Raw genomic sequence first — 20,449 nt, 5'->3', positions numbered from 1 at the left:
GAAGACACGCTGAAATACCTGCCGAACCTGGCGGTGCGCAAGCGTTTTATCGGCGATCTGAATTCGATCATCGCGGTGCGCGGCACGAGCAATACGCAAAGCGCGCGCGGCCTGGTTTACGCGGACGGGCTCCTACTGTCGAACCTGCTCGGCAGCAGTTATAGTTTTCCGCCGCGCTGGTCGATGGTGTTCCCGGATGAGATTCGCCGGATCGATGTGATCTACGGGCCGTTCTCGGCGCTCTACCCCGGCAATTCGCTGGGTGCGACCGTGCTGATTTCCACGCGAATGCCGACGAAGTTCGAAGCCGACGCCGATGTCAAAGCGTTCACGCAACACTTCGACCTCTTCGGCGTCAATCGAAACTTCAACGGCAGCGAAGCGAGTGCGACGATCGGCAACCGCATCGGCAACTTTGCTTTCTTCATCGGCGCCAATCACTTCGAGAACACGAGCCAGCCGCTTCAGTTCGCCACGCTCGCGAAATCGAACACGCCGGCCAAACCCGGCGACATTCCCGTTAGCGGCGCGTATTTCTACAACAATCAAACCAACGCGCCGACGGCAGTCATCGGCGTCAACGGCGAAGGCATCGAGCATGCGGTTCAAGATCAGTTGAAGTTGAAAATGCAGTACGACTTCACGCCCACGTTGCGCGGAGCGTTGACGCTCGGCTACTGGCACCGCACGTACAACAGCCAGACCACCACGTTTTTGAGCGACGCAAACGGCAATCCGGTTTATCGGGGGCTCGTGAACCTCGGCGGCTTCGAGTATGCGATTCCCGCCGCTACGCTGGCACCGAGCCTCGGCTCGAGCGAGAACGGGCTGTACGGCCTGTCGCTCACAACCCGCAATGCCACAGGCTGGAACTTCGATGCGATTGCTTCGTACTACGACGTATCGAATAGCGTGGCGCGAACCGCCAATGCCGGTGGCCCAGGCAACGGCACCGGCAGCGTCACGTTCGGCGATGGGACCGGATGGAAGACGCTGGATCTCAAAGCCACATGGACGCCGTGGTCGTCGCAAGCCGGGCTCGCGAATCATGCGCTGACGTTCGGCTATCACTACGACGACTACTTTCTCGACAACGAAACCTATAACACCACCGCTTGGATCGACGGGGGCGCAGGTAGCTTTGCGAACGCGTTCAAAGGCCGCACACAAACGCAAGCCGCGTATGCGCAAGATGCGTGGCGCTTTCTGCCTCGGTGGAAATTCGTCTACGGCGTACGTTACGAAGATTGGCGAGCCTATGACGGCGCGCAAGCTGTCGGCGCCACCGCCTTGCCGTATCCCGACGCAGGGCAACACCATTTTTCGCCGAAGGCATCATTGTCGTTCGACGTCACCGACGCACTGACGCTGCGTGCATCCATCGCCCGCGCTTATCGCTTTCCGACTGTCAGCGAGCTGTTCCAAGGGCAAATCAATGGCTCGTCGATCGTCAACAACAATCCGAACCTGCAGCCCGAGGATGATCTTTCAAAAGAGTTGACCGCCGAATGGACACACGGAAAGGGATTCTATCGGCTATCGCTGTTTCAGGACGACGTGAAGAATACGATCTTCAGTCAGACTGACACAACCGTCATTCCGAACGTGACCAGCTTTCAGAACATCGGCAAGGTGCGCTCGCGTGGCGTCGAACTCAGTTACCAGGGCGAAGACGTGATCGTCCATGGGCTCGATCTGATCGGCAGTGTCGCCTATACCCAATCGAAAATCATCGCCAACGGGCAGAACCCTGCAACCGTCGGCAAGTACTTCTACCGCATCCCGCTTTGGCGCGCGAATCTCGCGGCCACGTATCGCATCGGCGAACGTTATGCCGTCACGATGGCCGCACGCTATTCGGGCCGCGAGTACAACACGCTCTCCAACACCGATACGAATCCGAACGTGTTTGGCGGCACCAGCACCTATACGGTGGCCGACGCGAAATTCACGATCCACCCGACGAAGCTCAGTGAAATCGGCATCGGCGTCGACAACATTTTCGATGCTCGGTATTTCGTCTATCACCCGTATCCGGGCCGCACCTTCTATATCGAAGGCCGGTTGCGCTTGTAAGGAGGCATGGCGATGTCCACTACGACCACGCGTACCACTCGTACCACTCATCCCACTCACCCAGGCCACACAGCCCGCATGTCCGGTACGCCATCGGCGTCGCCCAAGGTGCCGGGCAGCCGCGGCTACCGCACGCTCTGGCGGTGGCACTTTTACGCGGCGCTGTTTGTGATGCCGTTTCTTATCGTGCTGGCTGTCACGGGCACGATCTATTGCTTTCAGCCCCAGCTTGAACCGCTGCTTTATCCGCATCGGCTGGTCGTCACGCCGGCCGCATCGCCGCGACTCGACGAAGACGCCCTGCTCGCGCGGGCGCGCACTGCCCTGCCGGCCGGCGCCATCGCAACGACGGCGCGTATCGAATCGCGCGCCGATCGTAGCGCCGAATTCATCTTTCGACTGCCCGACGGCCGCAAGGAAAGCGTCTATCTGAATCCGTACGACGGCTCGGTACTCGGCACGCTCGATGTCGATCGTCGATTCATGCAACTCGACCGGATGATTCATCGGAAGCTTCTACTCGGCAAACCCGGCGAGCTGCTGATGGAGCTCGTCGCGTGCTGGACGCTCGTGATGATCGGCACCGGTATTGCACTGTGGTGGCCGCGCGAAGCGGCATCGATGCGCGCCCTGCTCGTGCCGGATCTGTCTCGCCGGGGGCGGCCATTGTGGAAAAGCATCCATGCGTCCCTGGGAATATGGCTGGCGCTCGGGGCGCTGGCGTTCGTCGCGACCGGCCTGCCTTGGACGGGCTCATGGGGGAAGCAATTCAAGGCGCTGGCGACGAGTGCGCATCTAGGTTCGCCGCGCGGCGCGTGGGGCGGCCTGCAGCTGCACTCCAAGATCGCGGGGGAGGCAAACGTCAAGACGGGTGCCGACAGCCAGCGGAACGCATCGTCTTCTGCCATGGACGCCATGCCCGGCATGACGATGGACGATATGCCTTTACCGCAGGTCCCTTGGGCTGTCGGCGCCGTGCGCGTGCCTCGCTCGCCCGATTCGGACGCGCCCGGTGTCCGCCCGATCTCGCTTACGCAACTTGTCGGGCAGATGCGTGTGGGCGGGCTGGTCGACGGTTACGATATCGCCCTGCCCACGTCGCCCGACGGCGTCTATACCGTGTCGTACTTTCCGGCGGATCCGAAACTCGAGCGTACGCTGTACGTCGATCAATACAGCGGTGCCTTGCTGCGGGACATCGGTTATCGCGACTATGGCGCCATCGGCAAGGCGGTCTCGTACGGCACGTCGCTTCATATGGGCCGGTACTTCGGGCTGGCCAATCAGATCCTCTGCGCGGCGCTTTCGTTCGGGCTCGCGGCGCTGTCGATCACCGGCTTCGTGATGTGGTGGATACGCCGGCCGTCGGGTACGCTCGGCGCACCTGTGCGCGAACGGGCTGCTGTGTCGATGCGCGGATGGAAAGCCGCGCTGATCGCATTGGGGATCCTATTTCCGCTGATGGGCGTGACGCTCGTGGCGGTTTGGCTCATTGACCGCGCAGTATTCAGCCGCACTGCGGCGCCGGCAGCATCTTGAACATCCAACCTTGAACCTTCAACGGAAAAACCATGAACCGCTCGATGAAGATGTCCCTTCTTTCCCTTACTCTGGCCCTGTGCGCACTACCTGCGCTGGCCGCGCCGGCATCCGTCATGGTGTCGAACTGCTGGGTGCGTCTGTTGCCGGGCACGCTGCCTTCCGGTGGCTACTTCAGCGTCATGAACATGAGCGGCAAGACGGTCAATCTTGTCGGCGTACAAACCGGCGCCTTCGGGATGGCCATGCTGCACCAGACGCAAAGCAACGGCAGCACGTCGTCGATGGTCATGGTCGATAAGGCCCCCGTTCCTGCTAACGGCACGCTCGATTTCGCACCGGGCGGCTATCACCTCATGCTCGAAAAGCCGACACACGCGGTCAAGGTGGGGATGTCGATTCCGATGACGTTCGAGTTCGACGACGGGGAGAAAGTCACCAGCCAATGCAAGGTGAAGAGCGCGGGGGCGACGGGGGGGTGACCTCGCGCCGAGCAAACGCTTCAAGATTTCCGGCAACTTGCCGTTGTACAGGGGAAATCGCATCCACCGCACTGATGCGATAAGCCCTATGCCAGCTCGGACAATGGAAGCAACGCTCCTTCACGTGCCGACCCACCGCAGCCACAAACTGGCCGCCGCGATCGCCGCTGCCCTCGTCGTTTGCGCTGCGGCGGCAGCTTGGCCGCACCTGACGACGCAAGGCGCCGTCCTGCCGCCCTTCATGCCGATCTTCGCCACATCGGTTGCACTCTCGGAAGGACTGACGGCCTTCTTGTTGTGGACACACTATCGGGCATCGGGGCGGTTTTATTTCGCGGCCTTGGCGGGCTCGTACGCGTTCGTCAGTGTCGCCGCTGGATTCCATCTGGCCGTCTATCCCGGCGTGTTCCTTGCGGGGAAGTCGCTCAGCGACGGGCGCCAGACGGCCATTTGGACTTGGTTGCTTTGGCGCGGCGGGTTCGCGCTGCTCGTTACGCTCGCGCTCGCCGTGCGAGGGCGGCCACACATCGACAACGCCGCGAGACGCAATTCGATTGGATGGCTGACGATCGGCGGCGCGATGATCGCGTCGGGCGCATTGTGCCGATCCGCCATCACCGCGCGGGCCGCGCTGCCCAATCTCGTGACGAGCACCGGAGCGTACCGGCATCTGGCGCTGGATCCGGCTACGCTGTGGGTAGCCGGGATCTGCCTCATGGCCCTATGCATCCATCTCGGTGTCACGAGGTTGCACACGCTGATGGACCTTTGGCTCGCGGTTGCGCTTTTCGCCGGGCTCGCCGACATCGTATTGACGCTCGGCGCCGGCGCCCGCTACAGCCTCGGATGGTACGCGGCCCGCATCGCCTCGATGGTCTCGGCCAGCGCGTTGCTCGGCATGCTGATGTACGAAACGAGTCGAACCTATTCGAAGCTCGCCGACGCGCATCGCGCGCTCAAGGCATTCTCCGTGCGGGACGGGCTCACGGGCGTCTTCAATCGCGCCTATTTCGACGAGCGTTATCCGAGCGAATTGGCGCGGGCGAACGCCTCGGCGTCCCCGCTTGCCGTCTTGTTGGTCGACGTCGATCACTTCAAGGCGTATAACGACGCGTTCGGGCACCTTGCCGGCGACGAGTGCCTGCGAAGAATCGCGCAAACATTGGGCAACGCTTTAACGCACCAAGGCGATTTCGTCGCGCGCTACGGCGGCGAGGAATTCGTCATCGTGCTTCCCGCGTGCGACGCGCTCACCGGATTAGCCACGGCCGAACGCCTGCGGCGATCGGTGGCCGACATCAAGATCGCAGGGCCTGTATCGAGCACGCGCTCAGTGACCGTCTCGATCGGGCACGCTTCGAGCGGTTCACGCACCGATGTACGGCCGGCGACCTTGCTGGCCAGCGCCGACGCGGCACTGTACCGTGCCAAGACGTTAGGGCGAAATCGCGTCGAGCAAGAAGCGCGCGAATCGACGATGAGCCCCGCCTTGCAGCCGGCCGCGGGCGCGACTTAAATCAACGCGCGAGCCGATTTGGCACGCATCTCGGGCGCCACCGGCAGCGCGATGCGAAACAGGCTGCCCGCCCCCGGCTTCGCCTCATACTCCACCGTGCCGCCATTGAGTTCGACCGCCCACCGTGCAATGGCCAGCCCTAACCCCGAGCCGCCGGCCGCTTGCGTACGCGCCGCATCGATCCGATAGAAGCGCTCGAAGATTCTGTCGCGATGCTCGCTTGCGATACCCGGCCCATTGTCGTCAACCTCGACCAACGCACCCCGATCCGGGCATCGGCCGACACGAACAATGATCTTCCCTAGCGGTTGCGTGTATTGAATGGCATTGGCGAGGAGATTGATCAACGCCTGTTCGAACGTCGGCCGATCCAGAGCAACATCGAGTTCGGCCTCCTGTTGAAATACAAGCGTCTGTTTCTTCTCCTCCGCCAAGACACGCAACACATCGACGACGCCCGACGCGATGCCCCCTAACTCCATCCGCCGAATATTCAACACGGGCCGTTCCGACTCGGCCCGGGACAACGTCATCAGGCCTTCCAGCAAGTGGGCCAGACGATCAGCCTCTTCCAGCATGCTCCCAATCGCCTCTTCATAGGACGCCGCGTTGCTCGCCCCCTTCAATGCGTTCTCGCCCTGGCTTCGAATCACGGCCAACGGCGTACGCAACTCATGGGATGCATCGGCCATGAATCGGCGCATCTTGTCGAACGCGCCTTCCAGCCGATCGAAAGTCGCATTGAACACCCGGGCCAGACGATCGAATTCGTCCTGCCGCTGACCGACAGCGAGCCGCTGCGACAGATCTTCCGCCGTGATCGATTCGGCTTTGCGGGCCATGTCGTCCACCGGCGAAAGCAGCCGTCCCGCCAGAAAATATCCACCGGGAACGCTGAGAAGCAGCATGCCCGGCAAGCTGAAGAGCAGGACCAGCAGCAACCGGTTCAAGTTCGCGATGGTCTGCTGCTCGTCCTCGGCCACGCCGATCCGCCAAGGTTGCCCGTCGATCTGGACGCTGGCCTCGCGTATCGCATAGTGCCGTCCGATCGGAGACGCACGCAGCGCGTATCCGCGTTGGTCGGCGCGCGCGGGAGCCGGCATCGCGGTGCGGTTCCAGGCGGCGCTCGCATGAATGAGCCGCCCATCGGCGGAAGCGACATAGAAAGCGCAGTCCGGCAAGGCGCTTTCCACCGATGCCAAGTGGCCCGGTGTCATCGATATTGCGCGCGTCACCAGCGATAAGACGCCATCGAGCCGCATGCGCGATTCGGCGACGCAGCCATATCGAAACGTCAGAAATACGCAGCCCGCGAACAGCAGATAGATCAGTACGATCGATAGCGAGTACCAGAAAGTCAAGCGCCAGCGGATCGTACCCGCGAATGCCTTCATCAAACCGGCTCCCGCAGGATGAATCCCACGCCGCGAATCGTTTGAATCACGGGATAGGCAAAGGCTTGATCGATTTTCTTGCGCAACCGGGTCATATGAACATCGATCACATTGTCCAGCGGCACCGCTCTGACCGAGACGTTCCAAACATCGCGCGCGAGCATTTCGCGCGTGACCACGGTACCGTGGCGCCGCAAGAAATATTCGAGCAATTCGAATTCCTTGGCCGTCAATTCGATGGCTTGCCCATCGCGCAGGACATCGCGCGTGATCAAGTTCATCTCGAGACCCGCGGCCTTCAGCAGCATCGAATTTTCGTTATGCCCTCGTCTAAGCAATGCACGGATGCGGGCCAGCAATTCCGGGACGGCAAAGGGTTTGACAAGGTAATCGTCCGCCCCGCGATCCAAGCCCAGCACCCGATCCTCGATGGTGTCCCTGGCGGTCAGGATGATGACCGGGGTGGTCATATTGCGCTTTCTCAAGGTCGATAAAACATCGATACCGTCCCGGCCGGGCAGCATGATATCCAGCAGAACCAAGTCGAAGTGTCGTTCGTTGATCAGGAAAAAGCCTTCTTCGCCGGAGTGGGCGACGTCGACCTCGAACCGTTCGTACTCAAGGCTCTCCTTCAAAGCATGGGCAAGCTTCTTTTCGTCTTCGACAATCAAAATACGCATCGTCTGTTATCCAGGTATCGCCATCCGCGAAACGCAAGCATACCCGGTGAAGGGAAAGTAGAAGTTGGGGGGCCCCAAGCGCGCGAGCTGGCTCCCAAGCGAAAACGTTCAAATACGGGTGGTCAAATCGATCAACCAAGCCGGCGAACGATCGACCGCCACGGCTTCCAGCGTCTTGTCGAGCCCGGTCAGGGTCAGCACGCCGAGCACGCATAACGTGCCCCCGAGCACGTATTTGCCCGCCTTGCCGAACGACACGAGCCCGCCGCGCAATCGGGCTGCCGCGGCGCGCGAGATCGACCCGAGCAGCAGCATCGGCGTGCCGGCGCCGAGGCCGTAGACAGCCATGAGCATCGCGACCTGATCCAGATCCTTGCCTCGCGCCGCCAGAGCGAGCGCCGCACCCAACGTAGGCCCGATACAAGGGCTCCATACGGCGCCCAGCGTAGCGCCAATCACGAATTGCCCGCCGGTGCCGCCGAGTTTCAGTTGATGAAGGAAGGTCTCCCCGCGTCCCGACAAGCCGCCCGCAAGCGTTGCTACGCGCTGCTGAAGCGCCGGCACCAGCAGCACGCTCCCGGCGATGACAAGGAGCAACGCCGCAACGTAGCGCAAGGCATCTTCGTTCAATCCCAGCGCGGTACCGACCGTGGCTCAAAAGAGGCCCACCGCGGTGAAAGAGAACATGACCCCACCCGTGAGCGCCAGTGCGCCAAATCGCCCCGATGCCACGGCGCTGCCAAGGACGATCGGCAGTAGCGGCAACACACAAGGCGACAGGGTGGAAAGCGCACCGGACAGATAGCCCAGCGCGTAGGTTGCGAATCCAAATGCCATCTGTACGCTCCGAGCGAATCAAGCCAGCGTTAGAGGGCCTTGGCAAACAGCGCTTCGATCGAATCCTTGTCGGTATCCGCCATCGAACGCCCGACCTCCGTTTCGCCCTTATAAGCGATAAACAGGCTGCGCTTCGACAGATGCAGCGATTGCATGATGTCCTTGTCCGCGTCGATATCGACAACCATCACGGTCACGGGCTGGAACCGTGGCTCCTGCTCGATCGCCGACAAAACCTCCTTCTGCTTCTTGCAGATCGGACACCACGTCGCGTCCGTGTGGACGATCACGGGTTTGCCTTCCCGGCGCAGTTCGTCGTAAGTCTGCGCGTCGAAATGGATGACGTCCGCCAACGCGCTGACGCTGAGCGCCGACAGTAGTGCGCCGATCAGAACACGCGAAAATCTCATTCCTTTTCTCCTTTTTAGTGGCTTCAATCGCGAAGTGGGAGAAGACTACCAGGGCGTCTTTTTCCGGATCAACTGAAGCTTTCATGAAGAAAAAGTAAGGAAAGCGAAGTGTTCGGCGCCGTGCAATGGGTCACGGGGTTGCGTGTCGCCAGTGCCGAGGGCGTCAATAGCCGCCCACAACCTCAGGCGCTTTATCCGACAACCGCCTCCAACCGCTTGGGCAGCAACGCCATTTCATGTTTTCGCAGCGGCTTGCTATACAGGAACCCTTGCACGACCTCGCAGCCGTTTCGCTCCAGAAAGTCGGCTTGCTCGCGTGTCTCCACCCCTTCCGCCACCACCTGCTGACCAAAAACCCGCGCAATCGAAAGTATCGCTTTGACAAGTTCCGCATGGCGCCGGTCCATCGCCACCTTTTGAACGAAGGTGCGATCGATCTTGAGCACATCGATTGGAAATCGAGCCAAATAGCTCAACGATGAATAGCCCGTGCCGAAATCGTCAATCGCAATGGAAATGCCCATCTTCTTGAACCAGCCAAGCGTTGCCAGCACGGCTTCGTTCTCCTCCAGCAGCACGCTCTCCGTGATTTCGAACTCGAGCCATTCGGGACGGCAACCCGTTTCCTCGAGCACGCCGGCCACAGCCGACCCGAAACGCGCGGATTGAAACTGCCGGGCGGACAAGTTGACTGCGACCTTATGTGTCGAAGGCCCATCGGTATTCCATTCGACGGCGGAAAGACAGGCTTCCCGCAGCACCCATTTACCCAAATCCACGATAAGACCGGATTCTTCGGCGAGCGCAATGAACGTGTCCGGCGTGACGAGCCCCACGCCGGGCCGATTCCACCTCACAAGCGCTTCGGAGCCGATCACCGTTCGATCTCGCAACAAAACCTTCGGGTGGTAGCGCAGTTCGAACTCCTGGAATTCGATCGCGCGATGCAGTTGCGACTCGAGCCCCAGGCGGGCTGCTGCGTCCAGCGTCAAGTCCTTCGCATAGAAACGGAAGTCGCGGCGCCCCGAGCGCTTCGCGAGGTACATCGCCGAATCCGCATATTTGATGAGATCGTCCGCGCTCGTGCTGTCGGTGGGATAGAGCGCGATGCCGATACTGCACGAGACGAAGACATCGCTCCCATCAAGCACGAAACATTGATTGAATTGTTCGATAATGCGCTGCGCAACACCTTCGACATCGGCGTGGCTTTGCGGATCGCGAACAAGAATCGCAAATTCGTCGCCACCGAACCGGGCCACCACGTCGTCGGCGCGGACGCACGCCCGCAACCGCTTCACCGCCTCACGCAGCATCTCCTCGCCGACAGCGTGCCCCATCGTGTCGTTGACGTCTTTGAAGCGGTCCATATCCACCATCATCACCGCAACCTTGGGCCCCGCCTCCTGCAACGGCACCGCGATCACCTCGCGCAGGCACTCGCTGAAGGCGGCACGATTGCTCGCCGACGTCAGCGGGTCGTGATAGGCCATCCATTCGATGTGTTTGCGCGATGCATTCAGCTCCGTGACGTCGCGGGCGACAGCCAGCACACTTTCGACGCCGCCATTCTCGCCAAACTCGGGCGCTATTTTCACGAGATAGCAGCTGCCCGGCGTGCCATCGTCATGCCAGCGCGACGCCGCCTCGAACTCCAAGGTCGCCCCGGTGAGAAAGACCTCGTCGAGCTTGGCTTCGAATTCCTCGGCGTCCGCGCCGCCGGAAAGAATCGCATCGGAAGAAGGCGGTAGATCACGCGGCCGCTTCCCGATCAACCCGGAGGCGCCTTCCTCCCCACCCGCGAGCGCGACGAACACCGGATTGACGTAGACCCGTCGCAACGTGCGATCGTATCGAATGATGATGTCGGGAGAATGCTCGACGATCGTCCGGAACTCTCTTTCCCGCTCCGCCATGATCGCTTCGATGCGCTTGCGCTCCGCGACGTCGTCTGCCAGCGAGCGTGCGCGCCGCTCGCATGTCAAAAGCGCTTCATTCATTTGCTCGTATCGCGCGCGCTCGGCTTCGGACTGCGAGACGAACCCTGCGGTGACGACGCGAAGACGCCCGGAAAGGTCGACAAGGCTGGGCGCGGTTGCGTCCATCGAGCCGGATGGCACGTCGGCCTGCATCCTGCGAGCGGCCGCCTCGATTTGCGCGGCAATGTCCAAGAACTGATCAGCCAGCCCTACGATATCCAGCATGACCTTACGCTCCACATTGTGTTCTGACGGCTGCCGGGCATCGCCTTTTGGCTTGGATATGTCTCAATCGGTCTCCTCTCACTGCGTCATCAAGCCGTGCCGTTGCTCGGCATCTACCCACTATTTGTATACGGCCTCGTGCAATCTTCCCTTTACCGCAATCGATGTAAGGTTTTCCTGAAACACGTATGGGGACATCCTTGGTTGAAGTTCGGTTCTGAGCGACTAGCTCTTCCCCCTAAGGGAAAGTATCATCCGACTAATTCGGTTCGCGTGTCTGAACAACCGTGAATAGCCGAGCGCGGCCTGGCAACATCGCCGCTTTCAGCAAAGCTCCCGTTTTCCGATGTGATTTTCAGGATTTGCTTAGCTTTACGACGCTCAAGTTAAGCCGCTGTCCAGCCGTAGACGTTGTTGAGGTCTTTCGTCGGCAGGGCCACGAAACACCGGTTAGCCCCCGTCATGCTCAATTTGGCCTCACCCGATGAACGCGACAATATCCGTCCCTTGGCAGAAACTTCGAACCGGCATCGAGCAACTGGACGGTAGTGCGTACTTCATCGCTATCCGCCGGGGGCTCGCGCTCCCGCTCCCGCTGATCATGCTTGGCGCCTTCACCTTGCTGGTGCGGTTCCCCCCGACAGCAAGCAGCCAGGCATTCCTGGCCGAAGTGTTCGGCACACGTCTCGATTCGCTTTGCGACGCCTTGCTGACCGGTACGTTCGGAATCGGCTCGCTGGTCGCGATGTACGGCTTCTCCGACACTTTGACCACCCTGCACAATCAGCGGCTAGGGCATCGGATGGTCAATCCGACCGTCGCGGCGATGGTGGTCATGTCGTGTTTCTTCACCGTGCTTGCGCCGACGGACAAAACCTCCTTCATGGCTTCGATGTCGCTCGGCCAGGGGCTGTTCGTGGCCCTGGCGGTGGCCACCGTCGCAGCCAGCCTGTTCTTGAAGCTGGCCAGCATCCGCAGCTTGCGTATGCCCATCGCCGGCTTCGGCCACGATCCGCTTGTCAGCGACGCCTTCGCGGTTATTCCGGCTGCTGCGCTGACCATCGTCTCGTTCGCTACCCTCAAGGCGGCATCGACCTGGTTTGGCAGCCCCGAGATGATCCGCGCAATCGGCGCCACGCTACCGTCTCCCACTCCCGCGCTCGCCAATAGCTTGACGTTTTGTGTCGGGTACGAGGCGCTTTCCCAACTGCTTTGGCTCTTCGGTATTCACGGGCCCAACACGCTGTTCTTCGTCCAGCAGCACGTGCTCGTGCCAGCGTCGAACGCGAATGTCGCCGCGCTCGCAGCCGCCGCTCACCCGCCGTTCATTTTTACTTATGAGTTTTTTTCGGCATTCGCGCGCATGGGAGGATCCGGCGGCACGTTGAGCCTGATTCTCGCGTGGCTGCTCGTCAGCCGCACGGCACGCCAGCGCAAGTTCGCCCTCATGATGCTGCTGCCCGCGCTGTTCAACGTCAACGAACCGATACTGTTCGGCCTGCCCGTCGTACTCAACCCGGTGTATGCCCTTCCGTTCATCCTCGCGCCCTTGCTGCAAGCGTCAATCGCCTATGCGGCGATCGTCACGCACCTGATGCCCCCTCTCGGGCACAGCATTGCCTGGACAACGCCCGCGCTTTACAGCGGTTATGCCGCAACGGGCTCGCTTGCCGGCACGCTCGTTCAAGCGCTATGCCTGGCCGCCGGTACGTTGGTCTATGCCCCGTTCGTTCGCATCGCCGAAATGCTGGCAGCGCAAAAGACCCGGCATACGATTGCCTCGCTGCTCGACATCACCGAATCGCCGGAGTCGATCCTCAAAGCGAAGCGTCTGCTCGAACTCCCCGGCACCGCGGGCAGGATGGCCGTGGCACTGGCCAACGATCTCGAAGCAGCGATCAAGCATGGCGAACAGCTGTTTCTAGAATTTCAGCCGCAAGTGGATATGCAAACCGGGCGAGTCTTCGGAGCCGAAGCGCTGCTGCGTTGGCAGCATCCCGCCTTGGGGCGGATCGCGCCGCCTATCGCCGTGACCCTTGCCGACGACACCGGACAAACCGACGTGCTCGGTCTGCACGTCCTTTCGCTGGCGTGCCGGCAGCGTGGCGCGTGGCGCGGCATCGTACCGGACGACTTCGTGATCGCCGTCAATTTGTCACCGCGACAGTTGCTTAATAGTGAATTCCATCGAAGGGTGATCGAGATTCTCTCCCGCGAGGGGCTTTCGCCTTCCGTGCTCGAGTTGGAAATCACCGAATACACGGTGTTCCTCCCGGAAGGCAATGCGATCAACAATTTGAAGCGCCTGCGCGATGCTGGCGTCAAAGTGGCGTTGGACGACTTCGGAATGGGCCATACGTCGCTTCACTACCTGCGCGAACTGCCGCTCGACACCGTCAAGATAGATAAATCCCTTGCAGATGTCGTTGCCGATACCGTCAACGAGCATATCGTGAAGAGCATCGCCGATCTGAGCCGCACGCTCGACCTCTCGCTCGTGGTCGAAGGCGTCGAAACCGAAAAGCAACTCCAGTGCCTTTCCACGTTAGGCTGCCATCGCTTCCAGGGCTACTTCTTCAGCCGCCCGTTGGCACCGGACGTTTGCGCCGAATTCATTTCGCATCAGGAAAGGCACGACTGGGCCTTGGCGTGCCGCGCATGAGTTGCACCGCGTTGGCCAGCGCTTGGCCGCCCGGTTCAACTGTTGGATGGCGGTTGTTGGTCGCTAAGATGCGACCACAATTGCGCAAGTAAAGGCGAGGTGTTATTGCGATCGCGATAGAGCCGCAATTCCAGATCGAGCATCCAGCGCCGTTCCCCCGCGCTCGTCAGCGCCCCGCTCGCCAATTCGCCCTCGATCAGGCTACGGGGCAGCCACGCAATCCCATCGCTGGCCAGCGCCATTTGCTTGAGCACCTCGGCCATGTCGGATTCGAAATAGGGCTGCAGTACCGCGGCATTGCCCTGTCTGCGCAGCACCAGTGCGAGGCATCGGCCGAAGTAGGTTGTCGGCGCATAGCCGATGAGCGGCACAGGCTGACGCGCCGTACCCGGCAACCGCGCCTGCGCGCTTGCGCGGCCGGCGGTGCGTCGTACCGGCATGAACAAGTCCTGCCCCACCGTCAAGTATTCGTAGCGCGTGGGATCGAGATGCAAGGACAGCTCGGGATGATGGTAGGCGAGCATCAGTTCGCAGTTGCCGTTGACGAGCATCAGGATGGAATCGTGAACGTTCGTCGGCACCACCCGGGCTCGCACGCCGCCCAAGCGCTGGCTGAGCGCATTCAACCATCCCGGCAAAAAACTGGCCGAAAGCGTATGGCCCGCTGCAATCTTGAGCCCAGGCCCGTGAATGCGCTCGTCATTGCGGATGATCGAACGCGTATCGAAGAGCTTGCGGAGAATATCCTCCGCGGCTTCCTTGAACAACAGGCCAGCCGGCGTCAGCGAGAGCGGATAGCTGCTGCGATCCACGAGCTCCGCGCCCACCCAATGCTCCAATGACTGGATACGTCGGCTAAATCCCGATTGCGTGAGATTTCGCGCTTCGGCGGCGCGCGAGAAGCTTTTATATTGCGCGAGCACCACCAGATCCTCGATCCACTCCACTTCCATATCGGTCGCCCGTTCCTTGATCGATATGGCGCTGCTCAGGTATGCGCAGTAGACCGCATCGCTTTGAACGCCATGACGGATTTTGACACGTTCTTTCAGACGCTCGATAGGGATTCGCTTGTCGCACGCGCGTGATGCGTGCCCGGAAGATCCAGTTCCCCACGCGCGTAGGCGACGCAGCGCTTCGCAAGAAGCTCCGTTGGGTCCACCAGCCACGCCGTTCGGCCGCTCGCGCTCGAGCGCTCGCCTTGAGGCAGCAGCAACGGTAATTCCGTGCAGCCGAGAATGATGACCTGACATCCCCGCTCCATCAACGCATCGCAGGCCGTCACGATATCGTCCATGCATTCCCCGCTCGTGTATCCGGCCTTGACACCGCGCGGCCCGTAGATCGCTCGCATCACGCGCTCTTGCAGCGCCGGCGGCGGCGTAACCTGCACGAGTCCCGCCGCGGTGAGCGACCGCTCATATACGCCGCTCGCGATCGTACCCGAGGTGGCCAACACGCCCACTTCGCGCAGCATGGGGAACGTCGCGCGCAGAAAATCGGCCGTCACCGATAACATGTTGACGATCGGCACGTTCAAGTAGGGCTGAATCTGTTCGACGAAAGCGTGCGCAGTATTGCAAGGAATCGCGATGACGTCGGCGTCGCCGGCCTCGAGCTTCTTGCAAGTCGCGTAGAGCGAAACCGTCGGATCCGCCCCGTTGCCGACGAGGTTTTCCGTGCGGTCGGGAATCTGCGGGTTTTGTTCGACCAGTAACTTGATGTGATCCTGGTCGCGTACGGCCGGGGTATTGCGGACGATCTTCTGCATAAAATCGACGGTGGCCGCGGGGCCCACGCCGCCTACCACGCCTATCTTGAAGGCTGGGGCCCGGCTCGCGTATTCCCCGTGCACCACGTAGTGCGCGTAGACCTCGTTCGCGTCGATAAGCGGTACGCGAATCGGATCGAGTTGATCGACTACGAGCCCCAGTTCGGTCAGTCCCGTCACCAGCAAGTCCACGCCTCTCGCGATCAAATCCGCGCAAGCCTCGCGCAATAACGCTATTGGCCGCCCCGCCCCATTGCCGGCTTGGATGCCGCCGGGGCCGTAGACCGCCCGCGTCACCGCATTCGGCCATCCAAGGCTATCGGCGTGCGGATACAGCATCTCGAACTCCGGGCCCGCGAAATACCGCTCGAACAGCCCGCTTTCGGCAATGAAATCCGTAGTCAGGACGCCTATGCGCCGAGCGCGCGGGAATCGACGGCGCACATGCGCATGCAGGCCCTCGATCATATCGACGATTTCGATCGCCGAGTTTTCCCGCAATTCGTCGAGATAAAGATGGCTTGAAAAGCTTGGCAGCACGACAGTCGTCACCCCGCGCTTCTCGAAGGCGCGAATCGTGTCGTAGATGTAGAGCTTACGCTGCGTGCTTTTCGTTTCATCGCCGATGCCGCTTTTCATCGGATGTTGCTCGAACACGACATCGAAATGCTCACGGTCGTCCGTAGTCGATGTCGATTTGATCATCTTGAAGAACACGTCGGCGCCGCCCAGCACATCGAGCCCTCCGACGACGCCTAGCGAGCGATTGACCGGATGCATATCGACACTCACTGCGCTTTGCCTTGCAACGGTTCGAACGAAGCCTGCCGTACGATCCGGCTCGCGCGGGCCGTTTCCCACTTGGCGATCACGGCGGTGGCGACGCTGTTACCGATCACATTCGTCATCGTGCGGCCCATGTCGAGAATCTGGTCGATGGCGAGGACGAGCGCCACGCCCGCAACCGGCAGGTGAAACATCGGTGCGACGGCAGCCACGACGACGACCGAACCGCGCGGCACGCCCGCCATGCCCTTGCTGCTCAACATCAGGACGAGCAGCATCAGGATCTGCTGAGACAGCGGCATGTCGACGCCGAATGCCTGCGCAATAAAAATGGCCGCGAACGATTGATACATCATCGAACCGTCGAGATTGAATGCGTATCCGAGCGGCAAGGTGAAGCCCACCACTTTCTTGTCGACGCCGAATGCTTCGAGTTGTTCGGTCAGGCGGGGGTACGCCGCCTCGCTGCTCGCAGTGGAGAACGCGAGCAACGCGGGTTCACGCACGGCCTTCAGCAGCGCGCCGGTGCGTTTGCCCAGGACTACGTAGCCGACGCCGATCAAAACCGCCCACAGCAACATGAGCCCAAGGTAGAACTCGCCGATCAATTTGCCGTACGTCACGAGCACGTCCAGGCCCCGGATCGTCACCACGGAGGCGAGCGCACCGAACACGCCGATCGGTGCCGCGCGCATCACGTAATTCGTCAGACGCAACATCACCGGCACCATGCCTTCGATCGCATCGACGAGCCCCTTCACCCGCGAATCCGATTTGAGCGCCGACAATGCAACACCGAAGAAGACAGAGAACGTCAGGATCTGCAAGATGTCGTTACGGGCCATCGCATCGAGAAGGCTCGTCGGAAACGCATGGGTGAGAATGTTCTTCGCCGTCAGTGCGCCCGTATCGAGGCCCGCGGCGGCATCCGCCGCAGTCGACACCAGATGCAGCCCGGCGCCGGGTTGAAGCAGGTTCGCGAGTGCGAGACCGAGCGTAAGCGAGACCAGGGAAGCACAGAAAAACCAGCCGATCGTGCGCGAGCCGATGCGCCCGGCCGCGGATGCGCTCTCCATTCCCGCGAGGCCGGAAACGAGCGTGCAAAACACGAGCGGCGAAATGATCATTTTGATCAGACGCAAGAAGATGTCGGTGACGATTGAGAAATAGCCTGCGATCGTCTTCGCGGAAGCCGCGTCGGCCGCGTTCACGTGACAGAGGTAGCCGACAATTACGCCGAGTATCATCCCGGCCAAAATGGAAAAGGTCAGTCGGTTTTTCACGTGGATCTCCTACATCGTCGGCGTTGAACAGTGGCTCGCCGCGGGGGCCATGCAGGGCCCGCGGGTACCCGAAGGCCCCCCTTCGGTGGCGGATGTGCCGCGGCGAGGAAGGTGATGCGATGGTAGGGCGGTCAAAAACCGCGTTGATGCGATGACTGCATTAGCCTATGCGGGCCACGCATAATGATGGAAAAGCCTTATCGAGCGGGGCTCTGGGCCCCTCAGCGCACCGCCACCCGCACCCAATGCACCAAAGACGCCGCCCCCGGTTCCCACAACGACCGTGCCACCCAGCCCGCGCCTATCCACGCCAGTGCCACCACGAGCAGGTCGCAACGCCCGCTCTTCCACAGATTCAGTGAATGCCGTTTCCAGATCCATGGCACGCCGAGCGGATTCGGCCAATCGGCAAATAGGTGCATCAGCCCGCCGCAAGCAAAACCGAACAGCGCGATGCTATAGGGACGTGCATGGTGCAGAGAGCCATACGCAAGAACGAGCGCCGCAATCCAGCCAATCCCCCAATGCGTGACGGTGCGATGCGTGATCCACAGCCTCCGGGCACGACTCCACCAGGCGACTTCCATCCAATCGGGCGCCGTGCCTCCCGCCACGCCGGCCACGAATGCCAATAGGCCGCCGAGATGCCACGGCCCCGCCGCACCGGCCTTAACGACGAGCGCGGCCGCAATGAGCCCGGCCGCCCACCCGGTAGCGTGATGTGCCTTATTCGATGCCATGCCGTAGAGATGTTTTCGATGCAAAAAAGGAAGGGGCGGTGTTGCAGAACGGTGGACATCCGCTCGCGCGGCTCCTCACTCCGAGCCAGACACAGACCTTCAGAAATCGCAAAAAGTGCCGTAAACAAAGGAAAAAGCGTTTCGCGGAAGCGGATCCGCGCCGAAGCCAATCGAATGCCCTCCTCTCAATGCGATTGTTCAGACCATTCAAGCGCGACGATACGGCCAGTATCGCGCTGATGCGCAGCCAGTTCGAAGCGTTCTCGCGGCAACTGCCGCTGCTCTATTGCACGCTGATGGTCAACAGCATCGCCGTGGCGTTCACGCACGCCGCCAGCGCGCCGGCCCTCCTCAGCACGATCATTCCCGCCCTACTATGCTCGGCGTGCGCGCTGCGGCTATATGTCTGGGCGCGCCGCCGCGCGATGCTGAAGTTGTTGTCCGACGACGAGATCGCGGTACGCATCCGAAACACGGTCGTGCTCGTCGCCGTGTTCGGCGCCGCGTTCACGTTCTGGGGCTTGAGCCTGTACCCGTACGGCGGCGCCTACGAGCGCACGCATGTAGCCTTCTACATGTCGATCACCGTGATCGCCTGCATTTTTTGCCTGATGCATATGCGTGTCGCCGCGCTGCTGCTGACGGGCATCGTGCTCGGACCGTTCGTCGTGTTTTTCGCATCGACGGACAACCCCGTGCTGATCGCGATCGCCATGAACGTCGCGCTCGTCGCGTTCGCCATGATCAAGGTGCTGTTCACCTACTACCGCGACTTCTCGGATCTCGTGAACGCGAAACGCGTGCTCGAGGACAAGCAATCCCAGCTGCTCGCACTGAATACCGAAAACCAGCGCCTCGCGAACATCGACAGCCTCACGGGGCTACCGAACCGGCGCCACTTCCTGAGCCGCCTCGGCAAGCATTTCGCGCAGGCGGACCACGGCGAGAAACGCTTCGCGGTCGGCATCGTCGATTTGGACGGTTTCAAGCAAGTGAACGATCTGCACGGCCACCGGGCCGGCGATAGCCTGCTGGAAGAAGTCGGGCGTCGGCTCGCTCAATTTTCCAGCGAGCGATTGCAGATCGCCCGCCTTGGCGGGGACGAATTCGGCTTGCTGTTCGGGCGCGTCACAGCCAACGAAACGCTCATTGCCGCCAGCACGGAGATCTGCGATGCGCTGCGCCAGCCGTTCGCACTTTCGCAGGCCACCGTGCGCATTTCGGCAACCGTCGGCATCGCCTTGTTCCCTGAAGCCGGCCGCACCGCCGAGCAATTATTCGAACGGGCCGACTACGCCCTCTATCACGCCAAGGCGAACCGCCGCGGACAACCCACGCTCTTCTCCGAGCAACACGAAAGCGCAATCCGCCAGCTGGGCCGTCTCGAACAAGCGTTGCGCCAAGCCGATCTCGAGCAGGAAATGACGCTGCATTTTCAGCCGATTCTGAACGTCGAAACGGGCGAAGTCGTTTCATACGAATCGCTCGCGCGCTGGCACAGCTCGACGCTGGGGCCAGTCCCGCCCGACACGTTCATTCGCATCGCAGAAAAAAGCGACTTGATTCACGAACTGACATCCGTGCTGCTACGCAAGGCGCTCGCGTTTATGGAGTGCAGCGAGTCGCGCGTCGGCATCTCGTTCAATCTATCGGCCCGCGATCTCGCCTCGCCCGACGCCGTCGAACGCATTCGCCAAATTGTTCTGCAAAGCAACGTCGATCCTGGCCGGCTCACGTTCGAAGTGACCGAAACCGCCGTCATCGAGGATTTTGCAAAAGGCCGCGAGGCGCTGTCGCAACTGAGCGCGCTCGGTGCGAAAGTGGCACTCGACGATTTCGGCACGGGATATTCGAGCCTGCACTGCATTCACCAATTGCCGCTCAATAGCGTCAAGGTCGATCGAACGTTCGTGCGGGACATCGAACGCGATGCACTCGCGCAGAAGATCGTTCGCAGCATTGTCGAACTGTGCCGCAACCTCGAACTCAGTTGTGTGATCGAAGGCGTGGAGACCGATCGACAAGCGGCCGTCCTCGCCGAGCTCGGCTGCAGCTTGATGCAGGGCTAT

Annotated in this window: 16 protein-coding genes; 6 read left to right on the top strand and 10 right to left on the bottom strand. The window is 61.2% G+C overall.

Going from position 1 to position 20,449, the window contains the following annotated elements; translation table 11 throughout:
* The 4 genes from ACTHL0_RS03175 to ACTHL0_RS03160 all read left to right on the top strand — a co-directional run.
* The coding region (locus ACTHL0_RS03175; RefSeq protein WP_440565145.1) for a TonB-dependent receptor at window positions 1-2,076 on the top strand (2,076 nt) is incomplete at its 5' end.
* 78 nt (window positions 2,077-2,154) lie between these two features.
* Window positions 2,155-3,615 (top strand): PepSY-associated TM helix domain-containing protein, encoded by a 1,461-nt coding sequence (locus ACTHL0_RS03170; RefSeq protein WP_440565147.1) that lies wholly within the window; start codon window positions 2,155-2,157, stop codon window positions 3,613-3,615.
* Between the two features lie 32 nt (window positions 3,616-3,647).
* Entirely contained in the window at window positions 3,648-4,097 is a 450-nt protein-coding gene (locus tag ACTHL0_RS03165) for a copper chaperone PCu(A)C (RefSeq protein ID WP_440565144.1), read from the top strand.
* Between the two features lie 103 nt (window positions 4,098-4,200).
* Window positions 4,201-5,613 carry a sensor domain-containing diguanylate cyclase gene (locus ACTHL0_RS03160; RefSeq protein WP_440565143.1) on the top strand — a complete coding sequence of 471 codons (1,413 nt, stop codon included), beginning with the start codon at window positions 4,201-4,203 and terminating at the stop codon, window positions 5,611-5,613.
* Here the strand turns inward: ACTHL0_RS03160 and ACTHL0_RS03155 are convergent.
* The 6 genes from ACTHL0_RS03155 to ACTHL0_RS03130 all read right to left on the bottom strand — a co-directional run bounded on the left by ACTHL0_RS03155 (window position 5,610) and on the right by ACTHL0_RS03130 (window position 11,138).
* On the bottom strand, window positions 5,610-7,007 hold the full coding sequence (locus ACTHL0_RS03155; RefSeq protein WP_440565142.1) for a sensor histidine kinase: 1,398 nt from the start codon (window positions 7,005-7,007) through the stop codon (window positions 5,610-5,612). The two genes, ACTHL0_RS03160 and ACTHL0_RS03155, sit on opposite strands and share 4 nt — an antisense overlap.
* Window positions 7,007-7,687, bottom strand: coding sequence for a response regulator transcription factor (locus ACTHL0_RS03150; protein WP_440565141.1), 681 nt, complete (start codon window positions 7,685-7,687; stop codon window positions 7,007-7,009). Before ACTHL0_RS03150 ends, ACTHL0_RS03155 begins: the two co-directional genes overlap by 1 nt.
* Before the next feature lie 108 nt (window positions 7,688-7,795).
* Entirely contained in the window at window positions 7,796-8,317 is a 522-nt protein-coding gene (locus ACTHL0_RS03145) for a cytochrome c biogenesis CcdA family protein (protein WP_440565140.1), read from the bottom strand.
* A gap of 24 nt (window positions 8,318-8,341) precedes the next feature.
* Window positions 8,342-8,524, bottom strand: a complete 183-nt coding sequence (locus ACTHL0_RS03140) for a hypothetical protein (RefSeq protein ID WP_440565139.1) — start codon at window positions 8,522-8,524, stop codon at window positions 8,342-8,344.
* Window positions 8,525-8,553: 29 nt separating this feature from the next.
* Window positions 8,554-8,934 carry a thioredoxin family protein gene (locus ACTHL0_RS03135; RefSeq protein ID WP_440565138.1) on the bottom strand — a complete coding sequence of 127 codons (381 nt, stop codon included), beginning with the start codon at window positions 8,932-8,934 and terminating at the stop codon, window positions 8,554-8,556.
* Window positions 8,935-9,125: 191 nt separating this feature from the next.
* Window positions 9,126-11,138, bottom strand: coding sequence for a putative bifunctional diguanylate cyclase/phosphodiesterase (locus ACTHL0_RS03130; protein WP_440565137.1), 2,013 nt, complete (start codon window positions 11,136-11,138; stop codon window positions 9,126-9,128).
* Between the two features lie 484 nt (window positions 11,139-11,622).
* Here ACTHL0_RS03130 and ACTHL0_RS03125 point away from each other — a divergent pair, with 484 nt between their 5' ends.
* Window positions 11,623-13,800: a PTS sugar transporter subunit IIC/EAL domain-containing protein gene (locus ACTHL0_RS03125; RefSeq protein ID WP_440565136.1), complete on the top strand. Its 2,178-nt coding sequence runs from the start codon at window positions 11,623-11,625 to the stop codon at window positions 13,798-13,800.
* A 35-nt stretch (window positions 13,801-13,835) separates the two neighbouring features.
* On the opposite strand, the gene ACTHL0_RS03120 is transcribed toward ACTHL0_RS03125, so the two are convergent.
* The 4 genes from ACTHL0_RS03120 to ACTHL0_RS03105 all read right to left on the bottom strand — a co-directional run bounded on the left by ACTHL0_RS03120 (window position 13,836) and on the right by ACTHL0_RS03105 (window position 18,380).
* Window positions 13,836-14,753, bottom strand: coding sequence for a LysR substrate-binding domain-containing protein (locus ACTHL0_RS03120; RefSeq protein WP_440565135.1), 918 nt, complete (start codon window positions 14,751-14,753; stop codon window positions 13,836-13,838).
* Between the two features lie 95 nt (window positions 14,754-14,848).
* On the bottom strand, window positions 14,849-16,351 hold the full coding sequence (locus ACTHL0_RS03115) for an amino acid racemase (RefSeq protein WP_440565146.1): 1,503 nt from the start codon (window positions 16,349-16,351) through the stop codon (window positions 14,849-14,851).
* Between the two features lie 8 nt (window positions 16,352-16,359).
* Complete coding sequence (locus ACTHL0_RS03110; protein ID WP_440565134.1) at window positions 16,360-17,640, bottom strand: dicarboxylate/amino acid:cation symporter; 1,281 nt, start codon at window positions 17,638-17,640, stop codon at window positions 16,360-16,362.
* Between the two features lie 221 nt (window positions 17,641-17,861).
* A complete protein-coding gene (locus ACTHL0_RS03105; protein ID WP_440565132.1) occupies window positions 17,862-18,380 on the bottom strand; it encodes a metal-dependent hydrolase in 519 nt (172 codons plus the stop codon).
* Window positions 18,381-18,568: 188 nt separating this feature from the next.
* On the opposite strand from ACTHL0_RS03105, the gene ACTHL0_RS03100 reads away from it, so the two are divergent.
* Window positions 18,569-20,449, top strand: a 1,881-nt coding sequence (locus ACTHL0_RS03100) for a putative bifunctional diguanylate cyclase/phosphodiesterase (RefSeq protein WP_440565130.1), incomplete at its 3' end; no start/stop codon positions are given.

This window comes from Trinickia sp. (assembly GCF_051961175.1).
GTDB lineage: Bacteria > Pseudomonadota > Gammaproteobacteria > Burkholderiales > Burkholderiaceae > Trinickia.
The sequence above is the reverse complement of the archived record's forward strand: the minus strand, read 5'-3'. Positions and strand labels throughout refer to the sequence as shown.

Excerpts from the sequence above, each read along its gene's own strand:
- ACTHL0_RS03170 (WP_440565147.1), top strand. The coding sequence starts at position 2,155 with ATGTCCGGTACGCCATCGGCGTCGCCCAAGGTGCCGGGCAGCCGCGGC.
- ACTHL0_RS03165 (WP_440565144.1), top strand. The coding sequence starts at position 3,648 with ATGAACCGCTCGATGAAGATGTCCCTTCTTTCCCTTACTCTGGCCCTG.
- ACTHL0_RS03160 (WP_440565143.1), top strand. The coding sequence starts at position 4,201 with ATGGAAGCAACGCTCCTTCACGTGCCGACCCACCGCAGCCACAAACTG.
- ACTHL0_RS03155 (WP_440565142.1), bottom strand. The coding sequence starts at position 7,007 with ATGAAGGCATTCGCGGGTACGATCCGCTGGCGCTTGACTTTCTGGTAC.
- ACTHL0_RS03150 (WP_440565141.1), bottom strand. The coding sequence starts at position 7,687 with ATGCGTATTTTGATTGTCGAAGACGAAAAGAAGCTTGCCCATGCTTTG.
- ACTHL0_RS03140 (WP_440565139.1), bottom strand. The coding sequence starts at position 8,524 with ATGGCATTTGGATTCGCAACCTACGCGCTGGGCTATCTGTCCGGTGCG.
- ACTHL0_RS03135 (WP_440565138.1), bottom strand. The coding sequence starts at position 8,934 with ATGAGATTTTCGCGTGTTCTGATCGGCGCACTACTGTCGGCGCTCAGC.
- ACTHL0_RS03130 (WP_440565137.1), bottom strand. The coding sequence starts at position 11,138 with ATGCTGGATATCGTAGGGCTGGCTGATCAGTTCTTGGACATTGCCGCG.
- ACTHL0_RS03125 (WP_440565136.1), top strand. The coding sequence starts at position 11,623 with ATGAACGCGACAATATCCGTCCCTTGGCAGAAACTTCGAACCGGCATC.
- ACTHL0_RS03120 (WP_440565135.1), bottom strand. The coding sequence starts at position 14,753 with ATGGAAGTGGAGTGGATCGAGGATCTGGTGGTGCTCGCGCAATATAAA.
- ACTHL0_RS03115 (WP_440565146.1), bottom strand. The coding sequence starts at position 16,351 with ATGCATCCGGTCAATCGCTCGCTAGGCGTCGTCGGAGGGCTCGATGTG.
- ACTHL0_RS03105 (WP_440565132.1), bottom strand. The coding sequence starts at position 18,380 with ATGGCATCGAATAAGGCACATCACGCTACCGGGTGGGCGGCCGGGCTC.